This is a genomic window from Streptomyces spinosus, assembly GCF_020400655.1.
Taxonomy (GTDB): Bacteria; Actinomycetota; Actinomycetes; order Streptomycetales; family Streptomycetaceae; genus Streptomyces; species Streptomyces argyrophylli.
On sequence record NZ_JAINRC010000006.1, the window covers coordinates 235,743 to 259,610 of the forward strand.

At 73.1% G+C, this 23,868-nt stretch carries 15 protein-coding genes; 9 read left to right on the forward strand and 6 right to left on the reverse strand.

Annotation, left to right across the window (positions count from 1 at the left end; all coding sequences use genetic code 11):
• Nucleotides 1-61: 61 nt before the first annotated feature.
• The 4 genes from LG395_RS14030 to LG395_RS14045 all read right to left on the reverse strand — a co-directional run bounded on the left by LG395_RS14030 (nt 62) and on the right by LG395_RS14045 (nt 5,555).
• The gene (locus LG395_RS14030) at nt 62-808 is read right to left on the reverse strand and encodes an SDR family NAD(P)-dependent oxidoreductase (RefSeq protein ID WP_225809682.1); all 747 of its coding nucleotides are present in this window, start codon (nt 806-808) and stop codon (nt 62-64) included.
• A 103-nt stretch (nt 809-911) separates the two neighbouring features.
• Nucleotides 912-1,934 carry a guanitoxin biosynthesis L-enduracididine beta-hydroxylase GntD gene (gene gntD / locus LG395_RS14035; protein ID WP_225809683.1) on the reverse strand — a complete coding sequence of 341 codons (1,023 nt, stop codon included), beginning with the start codon at nt 1,932-1,934 and terminating at the stop codon, nt 912-914.
• Nucleotides 1,935-1,966: 32 nt separating this feature from the next.
• Entirely contained in the window at nt 1,967-2,200 is a 234-nt protein-coding gene (locus LG395_RS14040; RefSeq protein ID WP_225809685.1) for an MbtH family protein, read from the reverse strand.
• A gap of 70 nt (nt 2,201-2,270) precedes the next feature.
• The gene (locus LG395_RS14045; RefSeq protein ID WP_225809687.1) at nt 2,271-5,555 is read right to left on the reverse strand and encodes a non-ribosomal peptide synthetase; all 3,285 of its coding nucleotides are present in this window, start codon (nt 5,553-5,555) and stop codon (nt 2,271-2,273) included.
• A gap of 356 nt (nt 5,556-5,911) precedes the next feature.
• On the opposite strand from LG395_RS14045, the gene LG395_RS14050 reads away from it, so the two are divergent.
• The 6 genes from LG395_RS14050 to LG395_RS14075 all read left to right on the forward strand — a co-directional run bounded on the left by LG395_RS14050 (nt 5,912) and on the right by LG395_RS14075 (nt 14,451).
• The gene (locus LG395_RS14050; protein WP_225809689.1) at nt 5,912-6,202 is read left to right on the forward strand and encodes an acyl carrier protein; all 291 of its coding nucleotides are present in this window, start codon (nt 5,912-5,914) and stop codon (nt 6,200-6,202) included.
• Between the two features lie 106 nt (nt 6,203-6,308).
• On the forward strand, nt 6,309-7,031 hold the full coding sequence (locus tag LG395_RS14055; RefSeq protein WP_225809690.1) for a thioesterase II family protein: 723 nt from the start codon (nt 6,309-6,311) through the stop codon (nt 7,029-7,031).
• Nucleotides 7,032-7,059: 28 nt separating this feature from the next.
• Nucleotides 7,060-7,884: an SDR family oxidoreductase gene (locus LG395_RS14060; RefSeq protein ID WP_225809692.1), complete on the forward strand. Its 825-nt coding sequence runs from the start codon at nt 7,060-7,062 to the stop codon at nt 7,882-7,884.
• Between the two features lie 53 nt (nt 7,885-7,937).
• Nucleotides 7,938-10,811 carry an amino acid adenylation domain-containing protein gene (locus tag LG395_RS14065; protein WP_225809694.1) on the forward strand — a complete coding sequence of 958 codons (2,874 nt, stop codon included), beginning with the start codon at nt 7,938-7,940 and terminating at the stop codon, nt 10,809-10,811.
• Nucleotides 10,808-13,174, forward strand: coding sequence for a lantibiotic dehydratase (locus LG395_RS14070; protein ID WP_225809697.1), 2,367 nt, complete (start codon nt 10,808-10,810; stop codon nt 13,172-13,174). Before LG395_RS14065 ends, LG395_RS14070 begins: the two co-directional genes overlap by 4 nt.
• A complete protein-coding gene (locus LG395_RS14075) occupies nt 13,171-14,451 on the forward strand; it encodes a condensation domain-containing protein (protein ID WP_225809698.1) in 1,281 nt (426 codons plus the stop codon). Before LG395_RS14070 ends, LG395_RS14075 begins: the two co-directional genes overlap by 4 nt.
• A gap of 115 nt (nt 14,452-14,566) precedes the next feature.
• Here the strand turns inward: LG395_RS14075 and LG395_RS14080 are convergent, their stop codons facing one another.
• The gene (locus LG395_RS14080; protein ID WP_225809700.1) at nt 14,567-16,501 is read right to left on the reverse strand and encodes an AfsR/SARP family transcriptional regulator; all 1,935 of its coding nucleotides are present in this window, start codon (nt 16,499-16,501) and stop codon (nt 14,567-14,569) included.
• A 710-nt stretch (nt 16,502-17,211) separates the two neighbouring features.
• On the opposite strand from LG395_RS14080, the gene LG395_RS14085 reads away from it, so the two are divergent.
• Nucleotides 17,212-18,516 carry an MFS transporter gene (locus LG395_RS14085; protein ID WP_225809702.1) on the forward strand — a complete coding sequence of 435 codons (1,305 nt, stop codon included), beginning with the start codon at nt 17,212-17,214 and terminating at the stop codon, nt 18,514-18,516.
• A 355-nt stretch (nt 18,517-18,871) separates the two neighbouring features.
• On the opposite strand, the gene LG395_RS14090 is transcribed toward LG395_RS14085, so the two are convergent.
• Entirely contained in the window at nt 18,872-20,974 is a 2,103-nt protein-coding gene (locus LG395_RS14090) for an ATP-binding protein (RefSeq protein ID WP_225809704.1), read from the reverse strand.
• 624 nt (nt 20,975-21,598) lie between these two features.
• Between LG395_RS14090 and LG395_RS14095 the strand changes: the two genes are divergently transcribed.
• Together LG395_RS14095 and LG395_RS14100 are read left to right on the forward strand one after the other, a co-directional pair.
• Nucleotides 21,599-22,039: a nuclear transport factor 2 family protein gene (locus LG395_RS14095; RefSeq protein ID WP_225809705.1), complete on the forward strand. Its 441-nt coding sequence runs from the start codon at nt 21,599-21,601 to the stop codon at nt 22,037-22,039.
• Nucleotides 22,040-22,821: 782 nt separating this feature from the next.
• Nucleotides 22,822-23,805: a helix-turn-helix transcriptional regulator gene (locus tag LG395_RS14100; RefSeq protein WP_225809707.1), complete on the forward strand. Its 984-nt coding sequence runs from the start codon at nt 22,822-22,824 to the stop codon at nt 23,803-23,805.
• The last annotated feature ends 63 nt before the right edge of the window (nt 23,806-23,868 follow it).

The window sequence follows — 23,868 nt, forward strand, 5'->3', positions numbered from 1 at the left end:
ACGAGGTGGTGCCGCCGTCCGTCCGCCGGATGGGCCGCCGGGCCGGGCCGCGGGGGCTGGATCAGGTCTGCCTGCGTCCGCCGGTGCCGAGAACGGCGGTGGTGGCTCCGGCGGTCTCTCCGCCGTCGACCACGAGTTCCTGGCCGGTGACGAAGCGCGCCCCGTCGGACGCGAGGAAGAAGAACGCCTCCGCGATCTCCTCGGGAGCCGCGTGCCGGCCCGCCGGTATACGGGCGTTGACCTCGGCGAGCATCTCGTCGCTGTACTCGGCCAGCTGCATGGGTGTCAGGACCGCGCCAGGAGTGACGCACGCCGTGCGCACCGACGGGCTCAGTTCGATCGCGAAGGTCTGGCACAGGGAGGCGACGGCGGCCTTGGTGGCGTTGTAGTCCGCGTAGAAGGGATATCCGCGGCTGCCGTTCACCGAGGCCGTGGCCAGCAGGACGCCGTGCCCCTGGCGGACCATGTGCTCGGCCGCGTGGCGCCACAGAGCCAGTACGCCGAGGAAGTTGACGTCGGTGGTCCGCCGGGCCTCGGCCTCGGTCAGCTCCAGGACACCGTGCCGGACGCTGATGCCCGCGTTGGCGATGACCACGTCGAGCCGTCCGGTGGCGGTGTGCACCGCCGTGACGGCCTCCCCCACGGCCGACCAGTCGCTGACGTCCACCTCGAGCCATTCGGTGTGGGCTGAGGTGCCGGTGGGTTTGCGTACGTCGAGGTTGACGACGTGGTCGCCCGAGCGCGCGAACCGTTCGGCCGTGGCCTGGCCGATGCCGCTCGACGCACCTGAGATGATGACTGTTCGCATGATGCCTCCAGCTCATGGACAGCTGCGGCCCTACAGGCTCGCTCGTGGGTGGGTTCGGCCGTTCCGCCGGCCGGGGCGCGGCGGAACGGGGTGGCGGTGCCGCTCAGAAGAGGACGCGGTGGTCGTCCGCGTCGCGGTCGGAGTATCCGGGGCGCAGGTTGCGGCTGACGGTGAGTTTCTTGAGCCAGCGGTCGGTGCCGTCGTAGCGGACCTGGAACGGCCGGCGGCCGTGGACGGCCAGGTGGTTGTCGACCACCAGCAGGCTGCCGGGGCCGACCGCGACGTCCTGCTGGACCCGTTCGAGTTCGCTCATCAGGTTCCGCACCGCCCGCCGGGCCTCGGTGTCGCCGTCGGCGCAGCGGGTGAACGGCAGGTCGATGCGCAGGTACGGGTTCAGCCGGTGTCCGAAGAGGATCGCCACCGGTTCCGGCCGCTCCAGCATGAGCTGCGCCTCGCGCAGCGCCGGATGGTCGGGGGCCCGCTCGGCCAGCTGCCGGACGTGTTCGTCGTCGGGCACTATGTGGAACCGCCGCTGGCTGAGGATCTCCCGGTCCCGGTCGTCGAGCCGGATGTCCCGCACCGAGGACAGGATCGTCGGCACCCGGTCGTGGTTGCGCATGCCCAGCAGCATCAGGTAGTCGCACCGCCGGGGGTGGAAGCCGTCCTCGGTGTGGAACTCCAGGAGGGTCTCGCTGCCGTGGCCGCTCTGGCGCCGTTCGTCCCCCTGGATCGGCAGGATGTTCTGCACCAGGCTGCCGGCCTGAAGGGTGGCCCAGGTGAACGGCTCTCCCAGGACCAGGCCGCACAGTCCGAGGAGGATCTCCTGGTCCCTGGTGGTCTTGGACTCGCCTGCCAGTTCCCAGTTCGCCGGGGTGGGGCCGATCACGGCGTCGTCCACGGGGAATCCGTGGACGAGGCAGCTCGCGGCGGGCTCGGTGCGCCGGAACTCCACGAGGAACGTCCGCAGGCCGCGCGGCAGTTCCTCCGCCGCGGTCCAGAGGGTGTCGTAGAAGCGGGTGGAGGTGGGTGCCACGTCGATGTCGCGGAGACCCTCCAGCAGCGTCTCCAGCTCAGCGATCTCGCCGGCGCTCAGGGCGTACTCGGCAGGGGTGTCAAGGCTGGCCATTTCTCACCTGATCTCGAAGTGGGTTTCTCGGGCTACCGGCCGGGGGCGTTGCGGGGAACGTCCTCGGCCGCGTCCATGGCGTCCCGGAGGCTCCTGGGCCTCATGTCGGTCCACACCTCCTCGATGTGCCGGAGGCACTCCTCCTTGGGGCGCGCGTCGCCTTCGGCGCGCCAGCCGTCGGGAATCCGTCGGCCGGCCGGCCAGATGGAGTACTGCTCCTCGTCGTTGACCACGACCAGGTAGGGGTTCGCACGGGTCTGCGGCATCGCGGTTGTCCTTTCGGTGAGCGGGTCCGGTGTGCGGGGGGGGTGGGGCGCCCGGCGGGTCGCGCGGGCGTCACTCGTGCATCAGACGCAGGACTTCCTCGTCGCTCAGCGCGCTGATCTCGTCGCTGACGGCCTGCTCCACGGCGGCCGTGGCCAGCGCGACCGTGGGCGCCTCGAAGATCAGGCTCAGCGGCAGGGACACACCGAAGGCCTCGCGCATCCGGTTGACCGCGCGTGTGGCGAGCAGCGAATGCCCGCCCGCCGCGAAGAAGTTGTCGTGCGCCCCGAGGGCGGAGGTGCCGAGCAGCTCGGCCCAGATCTCGGCGACGGCCGACTCGGCCTCGCCGCGCGGTGCCACGTACTCCAGGTCGCGGGCCGCGTCCAGGTCGGGCTCCGGCAGGGCGTGGCGATCGAGCTTGCCGTTGGACAGCCGGGGCAGGGCGTCGAGTGCGACGAGGACGCTGGGCATCGCACTGCCCATCAGGCGGCTCGTCAGGAAGGACCGCACCTCGGCCGTCGACGCCCCGGCGGCGGGGTCCAGGACGAGATAGGCGACCAGCCGGGTGTCCCCGGCCCCGGCCGTCCAGGTGGCGGCCGCGGCGTCGAGGACCGCGGGGTGGGCGCGCAGGGCGGCCTCGACCTCCCCCAGTTCCAGCCGGACTCCGCGGATCTTCACCTGGAGGTCGGAGCGGCCCAGGAACTCGATCGAGCCGTCCGGTCCCACCCGGCCCTGGTCTCCGGTCCGGTAGAGCCGGTCCCCGGCACGGAAGGGGTGCGGTACGAAGCGTTCGGCCGTGCGCGCCGGGTCGCCGTGGTAGCCCCGCGCGAGGCCCTGTCCGCCGACGTGGATCTCGCCGGGTGTTCCCAGCGGCGCGGGCTCACCGTGCTCGTCGAGGACCAGGACCTCGTGGTTGTCCACCGGCAGGCCGATGGACACGGCCGAGGGGTGACGGTCCGCGTCGTCGCCGGTGCAGCTGTACACGGTGGAGTCCACCGAGGTCTCGGTGGTGCCCCAGTTGTTGTCGAGGCGGACCCGGGTGCCGAAGCGGGCGTGCAGCCGGCGGACGCTGCCGGGCAGCAGTGTCTCGCCGCCCGAGGCGATGCTGCGCAACCTGTTCAGCCCCGCGACGTCGTCGTCGGTCAGCTCGTCCAGGAAGAGGTCCAGCGCGGTCGGGACGAACTGCATCTGCACCGCCTCGTACCGGACGGCGGCGTCGATCACTGCGCGCGCGTCGGTGTTGAGGCCCTCGGCCAGGACGGCGACGCGGCCGCCGAAGCACAGGGGCCACAGGACTTCGGCGACCATGACGTCGAAGCCCGCCGGGCACTTGTGCAGGACCGTTTCGCCCGGTGCGAGGGCGTGCTGCCGCTGCATCCAGTGGACGTAGTTGACCCACCCCCGGTGGGTGCAGGCGACCGCCTTGGGCCGGCCGGTGGAACCGGACGTGTAGTAGAGGGCGCACAGGTTGCCCGGCCGTACGCGTGCCCGGCGGGAGGGGGTGGGCGGCTCGGGCGGCCCGCAGGGCTCGTCGAGCGAGAAGGCGAGCGGTTCGGCACCCGCGCGCCGGACACGCTCGGCCCGTCGGGGCTCGGTGATGCAGACGACGGGGCGCGCCTCGCCGACGATGTGCTCGATCCTGTGCTCGGGCGCGGCGGGGTCGATGGGCAGATAGGCTCCTCCCGCCTTGAGCACGCCCAGCACCGCGACGACGAGTTCGGCGGACCGGCTCAGCATGATGCCGACCGGAACCTCGGGGCCGACGCCGTGGCGGGCCAGTACGGCCGCGAGACGCTCGGCCTCGGCGTCGAGTTCCGCGTAGGACAGCTCACGCACGTCGTCGACCACGGCGGCGGTCCGCGGGGTGCGGGCCGCCTGCGCCTCGAACAGCTCGTGCAGGCACACGTCGGGATGGGCGGCCGTGGGCCCGGTGCCCAGCGCGAGAGCTTGCCGCCGCTCGTCCTCGCCGATCAGCACGAGGTCCGCGAGCCGCGTCCGCGGCTGCCGGGCGACCTGCGCCAGCAAGGCGCTCAGGTGCCCGGCGAGCCGGCGCACGGTGGTTTCCTCGTAGAGCGCGGTGTCCCAGGTCAGCTCCACGTCCAGGCTGTCCCGGACCTGGCTGTCCCGGACCTGCTGGAAGGAGATGCTCAGGTCGTATTTGGAGCCGACGCAGGGGTCGGGCAGCTCGGTGACGGTCAGCCCGGGCAGGTCGGGTGCGGACCGTTCCCTGACCACGTGGTCGACCAGGATCTGGAACAGCGGTGTGCGCGAGGGGTCCCGGTCTCCGCCGAGTTCCCGTACCAGGTCGCCGAAGGCCACCGAGCGGGCCTCGTAGGCGTCGAGCGCGACTTCCCGGACCCGTCCCACCAGTTCCTCGAAGGAGGGGTTCGCGGAGGTGTCGCCGCGCAGGACGAGCATGTTGACGAACGGGCCCATCACGCCGTCGAGTCCGGGCCTGTCACGGGTGGAGTAGGTGGAGCCCACGGTGACGTCCGTGCGTCCGGACCAGCGGGACAGCAGGGCCTGGCAGGCCGCCACGAGCACCATGTGCGGCGTGGCGCCGCGCCGGCGGGCCAGTGCCGTCAGCCGCGTCACGACGTCCTGCGGCACCGTGAACCGGTGCTGCGCCCCGGCACCCGCTCGGCGCGGCGGCCGGGCACGGTCCGTGGGCAGTTCGAACGGTGTCAGGCCCGCGAGCGACTCGCGCCAGTACGCCAGGTCCGCCGCGGTGTCGTCCTCGTCGGGAGTGAGGCCGTCGTGGGCGGGCCGGTCGACCCCGGGCGGCACGGCCCGGTCCGCGTCGGTGCCGCCGACGCGCACGGAGTACCCGTTCTGCAGCTCGCGGTAGAGGACGTCGCGTGAGCCGCCGTCGAAGGCCATGTGGTGGACGGTCAGGCAGAGGACGTGCTCCGCCTCGGCGATCCGCAGCAGCGACGCCCTGACCGGCGGCCCGGCGGTGAGATCCAGCGGGGCGCGGGCATCGTCGGACAGGAACTCCTCGACCCGCGTCCCGGGCGCCCTGGCCTCCCCCGCTTCCCTGAGGTCCCGGATGACCAGGGTGAAGGCGTCGGCCGGGTGGAGCACTGCGACCGGTCCGTTCCCGTCGTCGCGGACACCGGTGCGCAGCGCCACGTGCCGGGCCACGATCTCGCCGAGCGCGCCGCGCAGCGCCTCGGCGTCGAGGTCACCGGTGATGCGCAGGTGCAGCGGTATGAGGTATCCGCCGCGCTGCGGGTTCAGCTGATCGGCGAGCCACATCTGCTCCTGTGCCGGTGTGAGCCGCAGACGGGCCGGCAGCCGGTCGGTACCGTCCGCCGGCGTGCCGGGACCCGCGGACATCAGCTCGTTGGAAGGCATGAGCACCCCTTCGATCGGTCACGTCATCGTGGCCCGGGGCTCTGTCATGGCTCTCTCACCGGATCACCGGTCCGCTGCCGCGGCCCGCACGGCGCCGATGGCGGCCCGACAGAACGGCGACAGTCCGGTGAAAGACGCCGGACCTAGCGTGGTTCGGGCCCGACCGGGCGGTACGGCCGCGTACGGCAGGCCGTACGGCCCGGGTCCGGAACGGCGGCCGGATCGCCCGCACCGGCCGGGCCCGCGCCGCGCGGCGACACGACGGTGTGTCCTGCGCACGGCACCGGGCGGGGCCTTGCTCCCGTGGCCCCGAGGGCGAAGCGCGAGCGACAACCGAGCGAATCGAGGAAACCGCGATGGACAACACCCTCAGCACGACCGCGCCGACCGACCCGGCGGCCGCCGACGCGCAGCCGGAGGTGCTGGCCGGTGTCGTCTCGGCCTTCGAGGAGGCGCTCGGCCCACTCGACGGCGTCGCCCCCGACGACGACTTCTTCGAGCTCGGCGGCACCTCGCTGACGGCCGCGCAGACCGTCGCGCTCCTGCGCCGCAGGTTCGCGGTGAAGGTGACCATCCGGGAACTCTTCAACGCCCGTACCGCCGCGGCGGTCGCCGAGATCGTGCGGCGGAAGACCACCGCGTCCTGACCCGCACCCGGGCGGCCCCGCCCGGCGGACCGCCGTGGCCGCGGACCCACCCGTCCCGGCTCCCGGCCGGTGACGTCTCCACAGGACCTTGGAAATCGAGGGAGTCATGACCGACCCACAGATCCCGCTGCTGTGCCTCCCGCACGCCGGGGCCGGCGCGAGTTTCTTCTGGCGGTGGCGCAAGCTGATGCCCGCTGGCCTGCGGCTGTGTCCGCTGCAGCTGCCGGGCCGGGAGGAACGCATCGAGGAAGAACCCTGGACCGATGTGCACACCGCCGTGGAGGGCCTGCTCCCCGACGCCCTGCGCGCGGCGCGGGACGCACCGGCGGCCGCGGTGTTCGGGCACAGCCTCGGGGCCGTGCTGGCCTACGAGCTGGCCAGGGCGCTGGCGGGAGCGGGCGTCACGGTCGCGGAGCTGTTCGTCAGCGGATCGCCCGCCCCGTCGGCGGGCAGGTCGCAACGGGCCACCGGGATCCCCGACGACGAGTTCATCGACCGCGTCGAGGAGTTCGCCGGCGACAGTCATCCCGCCCTGCGCATGCCCGAGTTGAGAGAGCTGCTGCTGCCCGTGCTGCGCTCCGACGTGGCGATGCACGAGGACTACCGCCCGCGGTCCGGCGAGGCCCTGCCCGCGCCGATCACCTGCCTGCGCGGGGACTCCGACCAGCTCGTCACCCAGAGCGACGCCCTCGCCTGGAGCCTCGCCACCGAAGTCGGCTTCCGCTACTACGAGTTCCCGGGCGGACACATGTACCTGACGGACTCGGCGCCCCAGGTCGTCGACGTGGTCTCGGCCGTCCTGGGAGCCGACGCACTTCCACTGCGGTGATCGCGAGAACGATACGGAGGGGGCCGACATGCGGCTGAAGAACAAGGTGGCGCTGGTGACCGGCGCGGCGCGTGGCCTGGGCCGTTCGTGCGCGGTCCGGTTCGCCGAGGAGGGCGCCGACCTGGTCCTCATGGACCTGGGAACCGATCTGCCCGGGGTTCCCTACCCGCTCGGCACCGCGGGGCAGCTGGAGCACACCGCGGACCTGTGCCGCCGGCAGGGCGCGTCCGTGCTGACGGCCGTGTGCGACGTGCGGGATCCGGCCGGTGTCGGCGCACTCGTACGGGACGCGCTGAGCCGCTACGGCCGTGTCGACGTCCTCGTCAACAATGCCGGGATCGCGGCGCCGTCGGGCAAGGCGGTGCACGCGATAACCGAGGAGGAATGGTCCCTGATGCTCGACGTCGACCTGTTCGGCGCCTGGCGCCTCATCCGCGAAGTGGTTCCGGCCATGCTGCGGGAACGACAGGGCAGCATCATCAACATCGCCTCCACCGCCGGGCTGGTGGGATACCGCCACTTCGCCGGCTACGTCGCCGCGAAGCACGGCCTCGTCGGGCTGACGAAGGCGGCCGCGCTGGACTACGCGCCCATGAAGGTGCGGGTCAACGCGCTGTGCCCCGGGTCGGTCCGCGACGACCCCCGTGTCGAGTCCCGGATGCTGTCGGAGATCGCCCGCTCCCTGGACGTGGCGGTGGAGGACCACGAGCACACCTTCGTACAGGCGCAGCCCATGAACGCGCTCATCGAGCCGGACGACGTCTCTTCCGCGGCCGTCTGGCTCGCCAGTGACGACTCCCGTCAAGTCACCGGCACCGTCGTCACCGTGGACGGCGGCTTCACCGCACGCTGAGCCGCGCCCCGCATTCCCGTGCGGCGTCCGAGGACCTTTGGAGGAGCCTTCCGATGCTCATGCAGAACGCCGATCCCACCACGAAGGGCGCGGCCGGCGTCCCTCCCGCGCCGCCAGGAGGGTCATGCCACCGGCCGCTCCTCGGTCCCGGCGCGGAGCACTCACTGGTCGTGCGTCTCACCGGCCCGTCCTCCCTCGCCGCGGCACGCACGGCATTCGACCGGGCCGCGCGGCCGGCGGTGGACGACGGCGCCGGCTTCTGGACGGAGTCGATGCCCTTTCCCTCCGATGACCCCCGGGCGGAGCACCTCGTACGGCGGGAGGCACTGCGCGGCTCGCCCGGTGAACGGCCTCGGCTGCGCGCCGTGCTCGTGACCTACAGCGACGATGCCGCCGACCTGGTCCTGGTCGCCCACCGCACGCTGCTGGACCGCGAAGCGCTGCGGCGGCTCGCCGACGCACTGGCGGGACAGGGGGAACCGGACGTGCCCGCCGAAGCCGTCCGGCCGCGGACACCACCGTGGCGGACAGCGCCGGACACCTCCCCCGAGCCTCCGCTCTGGGGCCTGGCCGAGGGCGGAGGCAGCCCGGTGAGCCAAGGCCCGGCCGAGCCGGCGGACGTCCTCCCCCAGCCGGGCACGCCGGAGGTGGCCGTCGCCGCCGCCGCGCTCGCCCTGGCCCGGTACGAGGGCACCGCGACCGTCACCCTCGCCGTGCCCGCCCTGCCCGGCGCGCGCCCCGGGAGCGGTGGCCTGCTCACCGTGACGGCGGACGACGAGCGCACGGTGGCCGAGCTCATCGAACAGGTGCGGCAGCGCCCGCCGGCACCGGACGGCACCGGGGCACCCACCCTGGCCGTCGTGGTCTGCGAACGGCTTCCCGGTGAGCGGTACCGGCCGCTGCTGGCTCCCACGGTGCCGCTCACGCTGCTGTGGGAGGCCGAGCAGGACCGGCTGATCGCGTCCGGCACCGTGTCGGACGACCGGGCCGTGCACCCCGGCCAGGCCGCCCGGTTCCAGGAGTGCGTCCAGTACGTCGCGCGCCAGTTGCATGAGGCCGCCCCCGACCGGACGCTCGGCGAGATCGAGCTGGTGCCCCCGGACCGGGCGGCGCGGATCGAGGCACTGGGACGCACCCTCGGGCCGCACCTCGACAGCGGGCGCACGATCCACGACGCCGTCGGCCGGATGGCGCGGACCCGGCCGGACGCGGTGGCGCTCACCGGGGAGGACGGCACGCTCACCTACGGGGAACTCGACTCCAGGGCCACCGCCCGGGCTCACGCCCTGCGTGCGTCGGGCGTCACCCCGGGGTCGTTCGTCGGGGTCTGTCTGGAACGCACCGCGGACCTGGTCGTCACGCTGCTCGCCGTTCTCAAGGCCGGTGCGGCCTATGTGCCCCTCGACCCGGCGTACCCGGCCGACCGGCTCCGCTACGTCTGCGAGGACGCGGCGGTGTCGCTGGTCGTCACCACCGTGGCGGACTTCCCCGCGGGCGACGGCGTCCGGGTGCTCGCCCCGTCGGCGCTGCACGGCTTCCCCGAGGTCCCGCTTCCCGCGGTCGCCTCCGACGCCGCCGCGTACGTGATCTACACCTCGGGGACCACGGGGCGGCCCAAGGGCGTGGTGGTGCCGCACCGCAACGTGCTGGCCCTGCTCGCCGCGACCACGGGTCCCCTGGAACTGGGACCGCACGACGTCTGGACCCTCTTCCACTCCAGCGCCTTCGACTTCTCGGTGTGGGAGATCTGGGGGTGCCTGATGACGGGGGGACGCCTGGTGGTCGTCCCCTTCCTCACCACGCGCTCCCCGCAGGAGTTCCACGCACTGCTGGTCCAGGAGCGGGTGACGGTCCTCAACCAGACGCCGTCGGCGTTCTCGGCCCTGCTCGACGCCGACGCGCGGCAGGGCGGCGGACTCCTGCTCCGGCTGGTCGTCTTCGGCGGCGAGGCCCTCGACCCGCGGATGCTGCGCCCCTGGTTCCGTCGCTATCCGACGACCGTCTGCCGCATGGTCAACATGTACGGCATCACGGAGACCACCGTGCACGTCACGGCACAGGACGTCACCCCGGTGCAGGCCGGGCCGGGATCGTCCTGTGTGGGCCGCGCGCTCCCGGGCTGGTCGGTGTCCGTGCGCGACGAGCGGGGGCGCGTCCTGCCCATCGGCGTGGCGGGCGAGATACACGTGGGCGGCGCCGGAGTCGCGCGGCACTACCTCAACCGGGCCGACCTCACCGCCGAGCGCTTCGTGCACGACGGGAGGACCGGCGAGCGCCGGTACCGCAGCGGCGACCGCGGGCGCATGCGGCCCGACGGCTCCCTGGACCACCTGGGCCGCCTCGACGAGCAGGTGAAACTGCGGGGTTTCCGCATCGAACTGGGCGAGGTCCGCTCGGTCCTCCTCGGCGATCCGGCCGTCGCCGAGGCGGCGGTGATCCTGGATGAGGGAACGGACACCGCCTACGCCCGGCTCGTCGCCTATGTCGTCCTGCGGCACGGCACCACGGCCGACGTCCGGCGCAGGGTGGGGACCGTGCTGCCCGAGCACATGGTGCCCGCCGCGATCGTGTCGCTCCCCGCCCTGCCGCTGACCGTGAACGGCAAGCTGGACCGGTCCCGGTTGCCGGCGCCCGCGGGGGCGGCGGAGCCGGGGCCCGCGCCCGCCGAGGCACCGACCGGGCACGGGGCATCGCCGGTCACCGGCACGGCGGAGACCGTGCTCGCGGTCTGGCGGACGGTCCTGGACGAAGCGACGGGGCCCGACGACGACTTCTTCGAGATGGGGGGGAACTCCCTGGCCGCCGTACGCCTGCTCGCCGCGCTGCGGGACCTGGGGCTGCCCGCCCTGTCGCCGCGCGACCTCTACGTGCACCGGACCGCGGCCAAGCTCGCGGCGCTGGCCGACGCCAGGGGGGCGCGCTCATGACCACAGTGGTGAAGGACCCGGCCGCCGGGGCCTGTGACGACCGACGGCCTCGGCTGGTGCGCCTGGGGCGGAGCCGGTGGTGGCTGCACAGCGAGTTCGGGCTGCGCGGCGCGGGCTTCCCCGTCACGGAGGTCACCAGGCTGTCCGATCCCCGGCTCGCCGCGTCGGCCGGCCAGGACCTGCCTCACGAGGAGTTCTCCGCGCACTACGCCGCGGCACTCGGGCGGCTGGCCGGCCCGCTGCGCGCCCTCGCGTCCGATCCTCGGCTGCGGGAGGCGGTCGCCTGGCAGAATCTCGACGTCCTGGACAACTGCCTGAACAAGGTGGCGTCCGGCCGGCCCGTCGCCGGGTCGGTGCGGCGCCGCCACGAGACGACCCTGGCCAAGTACCTCCAGCGGTACACCGTCAAGAACGACACCATCGGCTTCTTCGGACCGGTCTGCTGGGCGGAGGTCTCCCCGGACGCGGCCGGCCTGTCCGTGCACCACGGCGACCGGTTGCTGGCACGACGCTCGGTGTACTTCGAATCCTGGGCGATCGACGCGCTCGCCGCCGTCTTCGCCGACGACCCCGAGGTGTTCCCGTGGCTGCGGCCCGCTGTCGCCCCGGGGTGGTCCTGGAACGGCGTGACCGTCCGGGACCCCAGGGGCCGTCAGGTCGACCTGGAGGCGGACGAGACCGCCCTGCTGCGCGCTTGCGACGGCGTGCGTCCCGTCCGTGAGCTGACGTCCCGGTGCGCGGAGATCGACGTCGAGCGGACCGCACGCGCCTTGGCGGACCGTGGTCTGCTGGTGCTCTCGCTGACCGGTCCGGTGGAGGCCCGCCCCGAGGACACCCTGCGGACCAAGCTGCTCGGCATCGGTGACCCGGCTCTGCGACGTCGGCTCCTGGCCGATCTGGACGCGCTCGTCGCCGCGCGTGACCGGGTCGGCGCGGCGGCCGGCGACGCCGAGGGGGTCGCCACCGCCCTGCGCGAGCTGCGCGACACCTTCGAGCGGCTGACCGGCGTGAGCGCGTCCCGCCGTGCGGGGTCGATGTACGCCGGACGGACCGTCGTCTACGAGGACACCGAACGCGACACCCGCCTCCGGCTCGGCGGCGACCTCCTGGACGACCTCGCGGAATCCCTGGCACCCGTCCTCGACAGCGCCGACTGGCTGGCGGGCCGCGCCGCCCAAATCTACGAGGAGCGGTTCGCACAGATCCACGAGCGGCTTCGGCTGCGCGGCGGACGCGACGAGGTACCGCTGGCGCTGCTCGTCGGCGCGGCCACCCCGGACCTGGCGTACTCGCCGCGGACACCGCCGCCGCTGGTGGAGCGGCTGGCCGCCGAGTTCCGCGAACGCTGGGCGCGGATCCTGCGGTTGCCGTCCGCCGGACGACGCCACGCCGTGTCCCCGGCCGATCTCGCGGAGGGGGTCCGCCGGGAGTTCCCGCCCCTTCCCGTCCGCTGGTCCGCGGCCCGGCACCACGCCCCGGACCTCATGATCGCCGCCGCGAGCACGGAGGCGGTGGGCCGGGGGGAGTTCCTCTTCGTGCTGGGCGAGATGCACGTCGCGATGAACACCCTGGAGTCCCGCTTCTTCACCGAGCAGCACCCCCGTCCCGCCCGGCTGCTCGCCGACGCGGAGGCCGACCACCGCGGACGACGCGTGGTGGCGGTACCCTCGCGCGGTTCCGCCAGTGTCACGTCGCGCACCTACCCGCCCGCCCTGCTCTCCCCCGACTACGTCTACTGGACGATGCATCCGGACGCGACGGGCGCCCCGGGGCCCGTCCTTCCCACGGCGGATCTGGTGGTCCGCTCCGAGGACGGCCGGCTGGTGGTGCACGACCGGGCCCGTGGCGGCCGGTACGACCTCCTGGAGGTTCTCGGGGAGTACCTGTCCGGTGTCGTCGTGGGGACGTTCGGCATCGCGTCCGCCGCGCCCCACCGGCCGCGCGTCTCGGTGGGCCGTCTCGTCCTGGCCCGGGAGGCCTGGTCCTTCCCCGTCGACGGCATGGGCTGGGCGCACACGAAGGACGAGGCGGCACGCTACCGCGCCGCGTGGCAGTGGCACCGCGACCAGGGGTTGCCGCAGCGCGTCTTCTACCAGGTGCCCGGAGAGGACAAGCCGCTCTTCCTGGACTTCGCCGCCCCGGCGCTGGTGAACCTGGCCGGCGCCACGCTGCGCAGGTGCGCGCAGGAGTTCCCCGAGGCAGAGGTGCGGATCAGCGAGATGCTTCCGGACACGGACGAGTGCTGGCTGAAGGACGCCGGCGGAGCGGCGTACACCTCCGAACTCCGCCTGCTGTTCACCGACCCGGTGCGCGACGGCCGGGACGGCACGTACACCACCAGTGAACCCGGAGGAGGCTCATGAGCACGCGCCCGGCAGACAAGGCGTCCTGGCCGGAACCCGCGACGGCGGGGCAGACCTCGTTGTTCTACGCCGCCGAGAAGGACCCCAGCGGCAGTTCGTTCACCACGGACTTCACCGTCACCGTGGACGGCCCCCTGGACCGGGAGCGCGTCCGGCGGGCCGCCGCACTGCTGACGGCGGCGACGCCCTCCCTGCGGCTGCGGCTGACCATAGACGACTGGACCGGTGAGGTGGTCCAGTCGTTCTGCGACGATCCCCTGGACGTCGAGTGGCACACCATCGCCGAGGACGAGGTGCCCGCCCTGGTCGCTCGCAGCGACGCGGAGCCGATCGAGGCCGACGACGGTCCGCTGGCGCGGCTCGTCGTGGCCGAACACGGCTCCGGCCGGCACACCGTCTCGCTGGTCATCCATCACCTCGCCATGGACGGGCTGAGCCAGATCCCGTTGCTGCGGCAGCTCGGCGCGGCGCTGGCCGGCAGGCCCCGGCACCAGCCCGTGGAGGTGTACCGCCGGGCCGTCCGGGAGGTGCGTGCGGCGGAGGAGGCCGCACTGCGTGACGACCGCGACCACTGGTACGAGCGGGTTCCCTCGACGCTGGTCCTGGCCGACTGGAAGACGCCCGCCGTCCGCGGGGCCGGCACCGGTGGCGCTCCCGCGGAGGCGCCGGGCTGCCGGCGCGAGGCGCTGCCCCCCGAAGCGGCCAAGCAGCTGGCGATCGCGGCCACGCGGTCCGGCGTACGGGTCTCCCACCTGCTGACGGCGGCCGTGCACCATGCGGCCCCCGTACGGCCGGGCGGCCGGACGGCGGTGTGCAACGCCGCGTCGGTACGCCCACGCCACGGTGAACTCGCCGACGTCATCGGCAACTTCGTCAACGAGGTCCCGCTGCTGGCGGCGATCGAGCCGGATCGGTCCGTGGTGGACACCGCACGCTCGCACCGGCAGCGGTGGAGTAAGGACCTGCGCAAGCGCACCTTTCCCTTCGCCACGCTCGCGACCCGCATCCCGCCCCCGCGGCCGGGCAGGGCACCGGCCCTGGACAGCGTCGTCATGAGCTACCGCCGGCTGCCCCGCGGGATCGGCTGGGAGGACGGCGGTCTGAGCTTCTCCTCCTCCCTCTACAGCCGCTACCCGACCGCGAAGACGGAGATCGCGGTGCGGTTCTTCCACGACGGTGACGAACTGGAGTACGAGGTGCAGTGGGGCCGCAACCTCCCGGCCGGGGCGGGCGAGGAGTTCCGCGTCCGTCTGGCGGCCGCCCTGCGGACGCTGTGAGGCACACCGCACAGGACCTCCGGGGCGCTGCCCCGGAGGTCCTGCCTCGTCGTCCACCCGGCGGCCCGCTCCCTGGACGGCGGTGGCGCGCCCTCCTCACCGCCGTGCCGTCGCCCTACCCCGTGAGGGAGTGCAGGGGCCCGGGTTCCGGGGCGGCTCGCTCGTGTCCGAACGCGGAGACGAAGCCGTAGGCCGACGAGGGGTCCCCCACCGGCCGGCTCCGCGGATCGCCGGGACCCCGCAGTCCGAGCAGGAAGGCACCCACGAGTTCGGGCAGCCGGTACCAGCCGCCCCGGTTCCCCGGCCCGGCCGCATGCGTCACGAAATGGGCGTCCACGAGTTCTTCCAGCAGGTCGGCGGCGACCGACCGGTCCACGTTCAGCTCGTCGGCCGCGGTGGCGACCGGGAAAGCGCCGTCCACCCCGCCCAGCGCGGACAGCAGGGCCCGGTGGGCGGCGGGCAGCAGACGGTAGGCCGCCTCCAGGCCGTCACGTACGGCGACTGAGCCGTGGGCCAGCTCGTCGAGCCGCCGCCGCGGATCCGCCAGTCGCATCGCCATCGTGCGCAGGGACCAGTGCGGCCGCGAGGCAAGCCTGGAACCGACGATCCGCACGCCCAGGGGAAACCCGCCCGTCAGCTCGGCGATCCGGCGGGCGGCCGACGGCTCGGCCCGGACACGGCTCTCACCGATGATCGCGCCCAGCAGTTCCACCGCCTCGCTGTCGTCGAACGCACCGATCCCCACCAAGGACGCACCCGGCGGGCACACGTTCCGGGACCGTGAGGTGAGCAGGACCGCGCAGGAGTCGCTTCCCGGCAGCAGCGGGCGCACCTGCGCCTCGGTGGCCGCGTCGTCGAGGAAGACCAGTATGCGGCGCCCGGCCAGCAGGCTCCGGTAGAGCGTGGCGCGCTCCTCGACGGTGTCCGGGATCGAAGCGGCGGGAACGCCCAGCGCGCGCAGGAACCGTCGCAGGACCTGAGCGGGCGCGAGAGGCTCGCGGCTGCCTCCGAGGTCGGCGAAGAGCTGGCCGTCGGGGAAGCGCTCGGCGGCGAGCCGGTGGGCCACGTGCAGGGCGGTGACGCTCTTGCCGATACCGCCGGCACCCGAGACGGCCACCACCGTCACGGGTCCGCCGGCGTCCGGGCGAGCGAGCCGGCTGCCCAGGAGGTCGAGGAGCTCCCGCCGTCCGGTGAAGTCGGTGATACCGGCGGGAAGTTGCCGGGGAGCCGTCGCATGTGGCCGCACCGCGCCCTGGTGGGGTGCGGCCAGTGCCGGGTCGTGCGCGAGGATCTGTGCCTCCAGCCTCTGCAGTTCCTGGCCCGGTTCCAGCCCCAGTTGGTCCACGAAGTGACGCCGGCCGCTGCGGTAGACCTCCAGTGCCTCGGCCGACCGTCCGGCCTGGTGGAGCGCGCGCATCAGCTGCTGCCGGGGCCGCTCACGCAACGGGTGCCGGGCGACCCTGATGCCCAGTTCGCCGATCACGTCGTCGTAGCGTCCCAGCGCCAGCTTCCACTCGGTGCACCTGTCCAGGGCGTTCAGCCGCTCCTCGCTGACGATCAACGCCTCGCCCTGTACGAGCGCACTGTCGACGTCCGCGCAGAAGGACCCCCGCCAGCCGGCGAGCGCCTCCTCCAGCAGCGCGACAGCCTCCTCCAGCCGGCCGCGCTGCGCCGACGAGGCCGCCGCCGAGGACCGCTTCTGGAACACATGGAGGTCGATCAGTTCCGGTTCGGTCCGCAGCAGGTAGCCCTGGGGGGCGGTCTCGATCGAGGCGCGCGCTCCCTGGGCGCGCAGCAGTCGCCGCAGTGCCGACACACATCCCTGGATCTGGTTGCGGGCGGTCTGCGGCGGCAGGTGTGCCCAGACCGCCTCGATCAACGTGTCCTGTGGGACGGTCCGGTTCGCGGACAGCAGCAGCAGCGCGAGCACCACCCGCTGCCGACGGGAGGCGACATGCGTACGGCAGCCGCCACGCACGAGTGCCACCGGCCCCAGCACCTCGAAGCGGACCTCCTCGCCGGGCAGGGCCTCGGGTGTGGTGTCCTTCATCCGCCGGTCCCCTCAGCGGGCAGCGACAGGCCGCCGGCCCGGGCAGGCGTCCCGGTCACCGGGCGGGAGCGCCGCGACCGGGTCGGCGGGCGGGTGCTCCCCTGGTGGGCCGTCACCGCCTCGGCGCTCCGCCGGCCCGGGTCCGCCGCCGGGACGGCCCGGCCCACGACCGGATCCGCGGCGGCACACCCCACCGGGGAGCGTCCACCGCCCGGCGCGGGGAGGGTACCGGACCCGCTCGGGCGGCAGGCCCGGGCCTGCCGCGAAGCCGCGGGCGCACACCCAGGTTGAACCACGGACATGGCAGCATCCACCACCTCTGGGAAAGGGACCAGCACGGTCCCGACCAGTCGACCACGTCCGCGCGGCCGTGATAAGTCACGGATAGCCGCTACCCACCGGGCTCGGCGCGGTCCCCGCACCACCGCTCCGCCGGGCGCGGCCGCCTGCCGCCTGAGCACCTCGCCGCGCCCGGCTTCCGTCCGGCGCCACGGCCCCGGCACGATCCGTTCACCTCCGGCCGTCACCCGACAGAGCGCCGACAGAGGCGTGACAGAGGCGCTCGCTAGCGTCACGAACGGCGCCTGCCCGGCCGGGGCCGGCACGAAGGAGTCCAGCACCGCGGGGATACCGGGCGCAGGCGCTGCCGGCGCGTGAAGCGCCGGCGCATCGGGACGCCTCAAGACGAACACGTAGCGAGAGGTGACACGATGGCAGGTCCACCCGCACCGGTACGGCGCGCGTCCCGTCCGCTCCACGGCCTGCTGGCCGCGGGTTTCGTCTCCGTCACCGGCACGGCGATGTCCGAGGTGGCCGTCCCCTGGTACGTGCTGGACACCACGGGCAGTACGGCCCGGACCGGACTCGTGGCCTTCGCCGAGACGGCCCCGTACGTCCTGCTGCAAGCCCTGTCCGGGCCCCTGGTCGACCGTGTCGGGGCGCGTCGCGCCTACCTCGTCGGCAACACACTGGCAGCGGGTGGACTGGCCGTCATCCCGGTGCTGGGTCTCGCCGGTGCGCTCGGTCTCGGCCGGCTGGCGGTGCTCGTGGCCCTGGCGGGCGCGGCACGCGGTGTGTCCGACTGCGCGGCCACCGTACTGCTGCCCGTCGCCGCGGAGCGCGGGCGACTCCCTCTGGCGCGCGCGGTGGCGTTGTCGACCGGGGCCACCCGCACCGCGGTCATCGTCGGCTCGTCCCTGGCGGGTGTCCTGCTCGCCGCGACGGACGCCCTGCGGGTGGTCGCGGTCACCGCGGCCGCGTTCGCCGCGACCGCGGTGCTGGCCGCCGTGTGTCTGCCCGCCCAGGGGCAGACGGTACCGCGCGCGGGCGACCGCCTCTCGCTGCGCCGCTACCGGTCGGAGCTCGCCGAGGGCCTGCGCTTCCTGCGCGCCGACCGCCTGTTGCTCGGCATTCTGGTGCTCATCGCCGTGACGAACCTGCTGGACCAGGCGTTCAGCGCCGTGCTGCTGCCGGCCTGGGTGAAGTCGGCCCTGGACAGCCCTCAGGCACTGGGGCTCATCACGGGGGCCATCGGCGCCGGTGCCGTGCTGGGCAGCGCGGCCAGCGTGTGGCTCGCACCGAGGCTGCCCCGTCTGGCAGCCTTCCGGTTCGGGTTCCTGCTCGCGGGCGCGCCGCGTCTCCTGATGCTGGCGGTGGCGACCTCGCTCGCGCCCGTGCTCACGGTGAGCCTGGTCGCCGGCGTGATGAGCGGCCTCGTCAACCCTCTCATCGGCGCGCTGCAGTACGAACGGATCCCGCCGCATCTGCACGCACGGGTCCTCGGCGCGGTCAAGGCCAGCGCCTGGGTGGGCATTCCGGTCGGCGGCCTGCTGGCGGGGGTGCTGGCCGACGGCATCGGTCTGCGCGGCGCGATCCTCACCACCGGTGCGGTGCTCCTCGCGACGACGCTCGTTCCCTTCGTCATGCCGTCCTGGCGGTCCATGGACGGGACGGCACCCGCCGTGCCGTCCCCCGGCGGGGACACGCCGGCAGGCCGGCGGCACCGCGTCCCCTGACCGGCACCGCCGGCCGGGCAGTCGTCCATGTCCGTCTTGAGGGTGGGCCATCAGGTCGTCGGCGGCGTGGTCCACGGGGTCCGGACGAGGATCTCCGGGCGTGCCCCTTGCGGTGAGGTCCGGCCGGCCCCGGACGCCCCAGCGGTGTCCTACGGCAGGCGACGGCGTCACAGGGGCCCGGAGAAGCGGCGGCTGCCACCGCGGAGGCAGCGGACTGGGCCGGCCGGTCCCTCCCGCGGAGCGGTCACGCCGGGGGCGGCCGGAGGCACGTGTCGGCGTCCTGTGGCGGCCGGCGGGCCGGAAGCGCGGCTCAAGCGGGACCCGGCACGCCGGCACCCTCGGCGTCCGGCGGTGTTCATTCCCGCGCGGCCCCCGGGCCGGGCGCCTCGGGTGACGCCGGCGTCCCCGCGGACCGTGCCCGTGCGGCGTGCCGCATCTGGTGCTCCCACAGGTTCCAGCACACCCGCTCCACGCCACGTTTGAGGTAGCGGCGGTAGGTGCTGAACGAGACGGAGAGTTGACGGGCCGCGGCCTGCTGCGTGTTGCCGCCCTCCACGTACGTCGCCCACACCGCGGCTTTCAGTCCCTTCGCCTTGGGATCCTGGTCGATGGCCTCCACTGCCCGGAGCATCAGCTTGCGCAGCGTCTGTTCGGGGTCGTCCGAACGGTCCACCACGAACCCCGCCTGCAACAGCGGGTTGATAAGGAAACGTTCCCGTTGGTGCCAGGTACGGAGGGCGTCGTGCACCGCCTCGTCGAAGACGGTTCTGGACAGCACGGTCATGTGCGGGAGACGGCCGGCCTCGACGAGTCCCGGTCCGGACAGCAGTTGGTTGTCCAGCAGTTCGGCCCACTCGGCCACCCCGGTCGCACGCCAGTCGTGCCCGACGAGCGTGACCCCTTGGTCGGACAGGGCCGCGGTGACGGGTAACCGGTGGAAGTCGGCGTACTCCAGCAGGAGTTGTACTCGGTGCTCGTCTTTCAGCACGTGGAAGGACCAGGCGAGCCGGTCCTGCCGCAGCACCTCCCTGGTGACACGGGCCAGCATCCGGGACAGCACGGCAGGCCGTTCCGCCGCGCGCTTGCGGACGATCATGAAGCGGACCACCTGGACGAGGTCCCCGGGCCGCAGCCCCGTATGCGACTCGACGTGATCGCGTACCGAGCCGACCAGGGGATCGATGAGGACTTCCGCCGCGTCCCACCGGTCGAAGCGCAGCATGCCCTGGAAACCGACGACGTCACCCGATCGCGCCGAGCGGTACACGTGGAAGCCCTCCGGCTGCCGGTGCAGCCAGAAGTCGAGGGCCGAGAGCCCTTCGGGCCCGAGGGACTCGGAGGCGAGGTCGCGTACCGCCCGGGTGTCGTCCACGCCACACGGTGACTCGTGGACGCTGTCGTGGGGGTCGCCCCAGTCGAACCCGGGGAACCGATGCCCCCTGGCCTGGGCGAAGTTGAAGGCGGCGGCCGCCCTCAGGGACTCCGCTTCCGAGCGGCTGCGGACCGCGGCCTGCGCATGGGCCCGTATCTCCTTGTGCATCGCCCGGTACGCCTCCGGAGCCCGCCACCTGAGATCACGGTCCACCACTTCCCCCACCATGCTCATGGGGTGCAGTCCTCCGCGTCCCGTCAGCGTGTACGGAAGACGGCGCAGCCACTCGAAGGCCGCGTGGGCGTCGTCGGGCATGATCACGCGCAGGAGGTCCTCGGTGGTGTCCATGGCGTGCGCGCAGATCTCCAGCGCCCGCCGCTGTACGGTCGTGAGCGACGGATCGACCAGGCGGCGCCGGAGTTCTTCGACGACGTCGGGTGACGGACGCCACCGGCGGCCCGGTTCCGCACCGGCGTCACCGGCGACGAGTCGCAGTGCCAGCGGATGCCCGTCGCAGAAGTCGATCCGGGCGCGGCGGCCGACGACCCGGTCACCCGTGCAGTCCCTCATCAGCCGCACCGACTCCGCGACGGACAGACCGCCGAGCCGGCGCACATGGAGAGCTTCGGGCCAGGCCAGATCGGTCTGCCAGTCCAGGCTCGGGGAACGCCGTCCCGCCAGGACGACCAGCGAGCCGGGGGGCAACGTCGGGAGGAACCGCTCCCTGAGCCAGCCTTCCAGGTGGCTCATGGCGTCGGCCGCGTCCACCAGCAGGACCATGCGCCGGGTGCCGGAGACCTGTACCGCGGCGGTGAAGGCGTCCTCGGTGGGTTCGACGAGCCCCGCGTCCACCTCCAGGACGTCGAGGTCCCGGCGCCGGGCCTCGATGGCGAAACGTCTCAGCAGAGTCGTCTTGCCGATTCCACCGGGACCGTGCAGAGCCAGTACCCGCAGGCCGTCCGTCCGCTCGTCCAGCAACCGCGCGAAGGCGGCGAGTTCCTCCTCCCTTCCGACGAAGCGGTGCAGGAACGTCTCTTCGCGGGACCGGGCGGCTGCGGCAGCCTCCGGACCGGATGCGGGCGACACCTCTTCACCAGTGCCTGTGTTTCTCAGGTTCATCACGAGATCGGAATCTTGTCGGCGAGGTCCGACGCTCTCCCGGCCAGCCTCGGATCCAGGGCGGACACGGCGACCGCGCAGGGCGTACGTGCCCGTGCCCAGGCAGCCGCCGCCCCGGCGCCGTCGGGAGGAGCGGTCACTCACCCCTCGTCCGGCTCACGGCGTCGAGCAGGGCCGGTTCCGGCACCGCGCGGAGCGCTCCCACCCGGGCAACCTGTCCTGACAACGCTGTCAGGGCATTCGGCCCGCTCGGCACCCGGAGGGTCAGGCACACTGCACGCGTTCCTGTATCGAGGTGTACCTCGTTCATGACCTCTCCTGGTGGCACGCGCAGCAAGGTTTGCATTGTGGACCCTAAGTCTAGGCCGAAAATTCGCTGCCCATACCGGGCATGTCTCGTAAAAACCGCGTTTGACCGGCCCTCCCCGATCACCGATGACCACGACTCAACCACAAACTGAACACGTGACAGCGCGGAATACCGCCGCGATAGCCCGGGGTTGCCGGTGTCCCCGACCCTGGCCGCACAGGGCTGACCACATCTCTGCCCGATGGTTGCCCACGACGCGATGAGGAGTCGGACGTCCAACCATGAACGATGATGAGAAACACACTCTTCCGGTCAGCTCGGCCGTCACCGCGGCCGGTGTGAAGCATGCGCTGCTCAGCTACCACTACCAGGACATCGGGGACATCGACGGATACGCCTCCCTCCTGGACGACGACGTCACGTTCGAGCATCCCGGCACACCCGCCCGACGGGGTGCCGACGAGGTGCTCAAGGCGCAGGCGGACCAGGCGACGCTGTGCTCACGGCACGAACTGGTCAGGGTGGTGGCCGAGAACGACACGGTGGTGGTACTGGGGCGACTGGTGCGTTCCGTCCCCGACTCCACCGCACCGGGGCCGCTCGGCGTCCACTTCGCCGACGTGTTCACCCTGTCCGCCCGCAGCCTCCTGCGGGCCTGCCGCCGGTACTACTTCGCGGCCCCCTCCGGCCTGCCGGGTCAGGTGGTGCCTGAGGACGAGTAGCCGCGCGTACGCCCAGCCGTTCTCGTCCGGCGAACCTGGATGTCGGGCACCGGTGGGCGCCACGCACGAAGAAGCGGCCGACAGGTTTGCCGGCCGCTGAGGCACGCCCGGCACCGGGCTGCCCGGGATCGGGGTGCTCGCCGTCCGACTGGGGTTGCCGAGCCTCCTCACGCCTGCCCAGCCGGCCCCGGGCCACGGTACGCGGCTCCCCGATCCGCCGCCGACCGGGCCGCGGGCCGGCCCGCCGAACGCCCGGCCCGACGACCGCCCTGGCACGGCCCGACGCCCCAGCGGTTGCCGCCCGGCGCGGCAGTCACCCCGTCGCCGGGAACCGCGGCCAACTCCTCGCAATAGCCGGAGCATAGCGGCGGGGTCGACGCCGTCATTAGCGTGTGACCTGCAAGTACCAGGGCGGAACCGACCCCGGATTCCGCGAGGGGCGAACCAGGCACATCCGCAAGCCAGGGACCCCGTGGTTCATGGAGGAACACATGTCGAACAAGTCCGCGGCACCCCGCGCCGCGACGGCACTCGCACCGGTCCGCACCGGTGGCGCAACGGACGGTCAGGCGCACACGGCTGAGGATCCCGACACGTCCTGGGGCGGGTGACCCGGCCGGGGACGTGCCGGCGTCCCCGCCGTGGTCCGGAGACACGCACGGTGCTCTCCGCCCGTGAGCGGGCCCGCAGCGCTCGGGCTGCGGGCCCCGGACCACACCTGATCGGACCCACAGCTACCGCGACGGCCCGGACACGCGAACGAGTTGGGAGGCGATGGACCGGTGGAGACACTGTCTGACACAGACCTGATCGTGTACGCGCACTGCCTGGATCATCCCGGGCAGTCCAGCCAGGACCTGGCGGCGTCGGCCGCTCTGGACGAGGCAGAGGTGCGACGCAGCGTGGCCAGGCTGCTCGACGCGCACTTGCTGGTGACGGCCGACGCGGCACACGGGCCGTCGGCCCCCCTGCACGCCGTGTCCCCCGAGGCCGCTGCCGCACGGGTCGCGGCCCCGGTGGAGGAGACGATCCGACGGCAACGGCAGCAACTGTCCCAGGCGCGGGCCCAGCTCAGCCGTTTCCTGCCGGTGTACCTGGACCGGGAGCGCTCGCTCAACGCCGTGCGCGTCGTCGACAACGTCGTCGAGGTGCGCCACCTCCTGAACAAGGCCTCGCAGTGGTGCCGCACGGAAGTCAGGAGTGCGCAGCCGGGCGGCGGCGCGCGGAAACCGGAAGCCATGGACGAGGCCCTGGACCGCGATCGCGCCATGCTGCGGCGCGGCATCCGCCTGCGCACGCTCTACCACCACACGGCACGCTTCAACGGGCCCAGCCAGTCCTACGTCTCCGCCGCCTCCCAGCTCGGAGCGGAGTACCGCACGGTGTACGACCTGTTCGGGCGGCTCATCGTCTTCGACCAGGAACTCGCCTTCCTCCAGGCGCGGGACGACGAGTTCGGCGCCGTCGTCGTCCGGGAGAAGTCGATGATCGCCTACCTCACGGAGATCTTCGACCGGACCTGGCACACCGCGCAGCCTTTCTCCGACGCGCCCTCGGCCGGGCTCGAAGGCACGGCTCGCGAACTGCACCAACCCATCCTGCGTCTACTGGCCGCGGGTCTCAAGGACGAGGCCCTGGCACGACGCCTCGGCATGTCACTTCGCACCACGCGCCGCCATATCGCCACCATCATGCAGGATCTCGGAGCGACCAGCAGGTTTCAGGCGGGTGTCATCGCGGCACAGCGCGGCCTGCTCGACCGGTGAGCCCGTCCTGCCGTCAGCCGCGGTCAAGCGGCCGGCCAACGCGGTCAGCACCCCCGCGTGTTG

What these genes read in the sequence shown, in the direction of transcription:
- LG395_RS14080 (WP_225809700.1), bottom strand. Translation starts at nt 16,501, where the DNA reads ATGAAGGACACCACACCCGAGGCCCTGCCCGGCGAGGAGGTCCGCTTC.
- LG395_RS14085 (WP_225809702.1), top strand. Translation starts at nt 17,212, where the DNA reads ATGGCAGGTCCACCCGCACCGGTACGGCGCGCGTCCCGTCCGCTCCAC.
- LG395_RS14070 (WP_225809697.1), top strand. Translation starts at nt 10,808, where the DNA reads ATGACCACAGTGGTGAAGGACCCGGCCGCCGGGGCCTGTGACGACCGA.
- LG395_RS14055 (WP_225809690.1), top strand. Translation starts at nt 6,309, where the DNA reads ATGACCGACCCACAGATCCCGCTGCTGTGCCTCCCGCACGCCGGGGCC.
- LG395_RS14065 (WP_225809694.1), top strand. Translation starts at nt 7,938, where the DNA reads ATGCTCATGCAGAACGCCGATCCCACCACGAAGGGCGCGGCCGGCGTC.
- LG395_RS14040 (WP_225809685.1), bottom strand. Translation starts at nt 2,200, where the DNA reads ATGCCGCAGACCCGTGCGAACCCCTACCTGGTCGTGGTCAACGACGAG.
- LG395_RS14030 (WP_225809682.1), bottom strand. Translation starts at nt 808, where the DNA reads ATGCGAACAGTCATCATCTCAGGTGCGTCGAGCGGCATCGGCCAGGCC.
- LG395_RS14050 (WP_225809689.1), top strand. Translation starts at nt 5,912, where the DNA reads ATGGACAACACCCTCAGCACGACCGCGCCGACCGACCCGGCGGCCGCC.
- LG395_RS14095 (WP_225809705.1), top strand. Translation starts at nt 21,599, where the DNA reads ATGAACGATGATGAGAAACACACTCTTCCGGTCAGCTCGGCCGTCACC.
- LG395_RS14075 (WP_225809698.1), top strand. Translation starts at nt 13,171, where the DNA reads ATGAGCACGCGCCCGGCAGACAAGGCGTCCTGGCCGGAACCCGCGACG.
- LG395_RS14060 (WP_225809692.1), top strand. Translation starts at nt 7,060, where the DNA reads ATGCGGCTGAAGAACAAGGTGGCGCTGGTGACCGGCGCGGCGCGTGGC.
- LG395_RS14045 (WP_225809687.1), bottom strand. Translation starts at nt 5,555, where the DNA reads ATGCCTTCCAACGAGCTGATGTCCGCGGGTCCCGGCACGCCGGCGGAC.
- gntD (WP_225809683.1), bottom strand. Translation starts at nt 1,934, where the DNA reads ATGGCCAGCCTTGACACCCCTGCCGAGTACGCCCTGAGCGCCGGCGAG.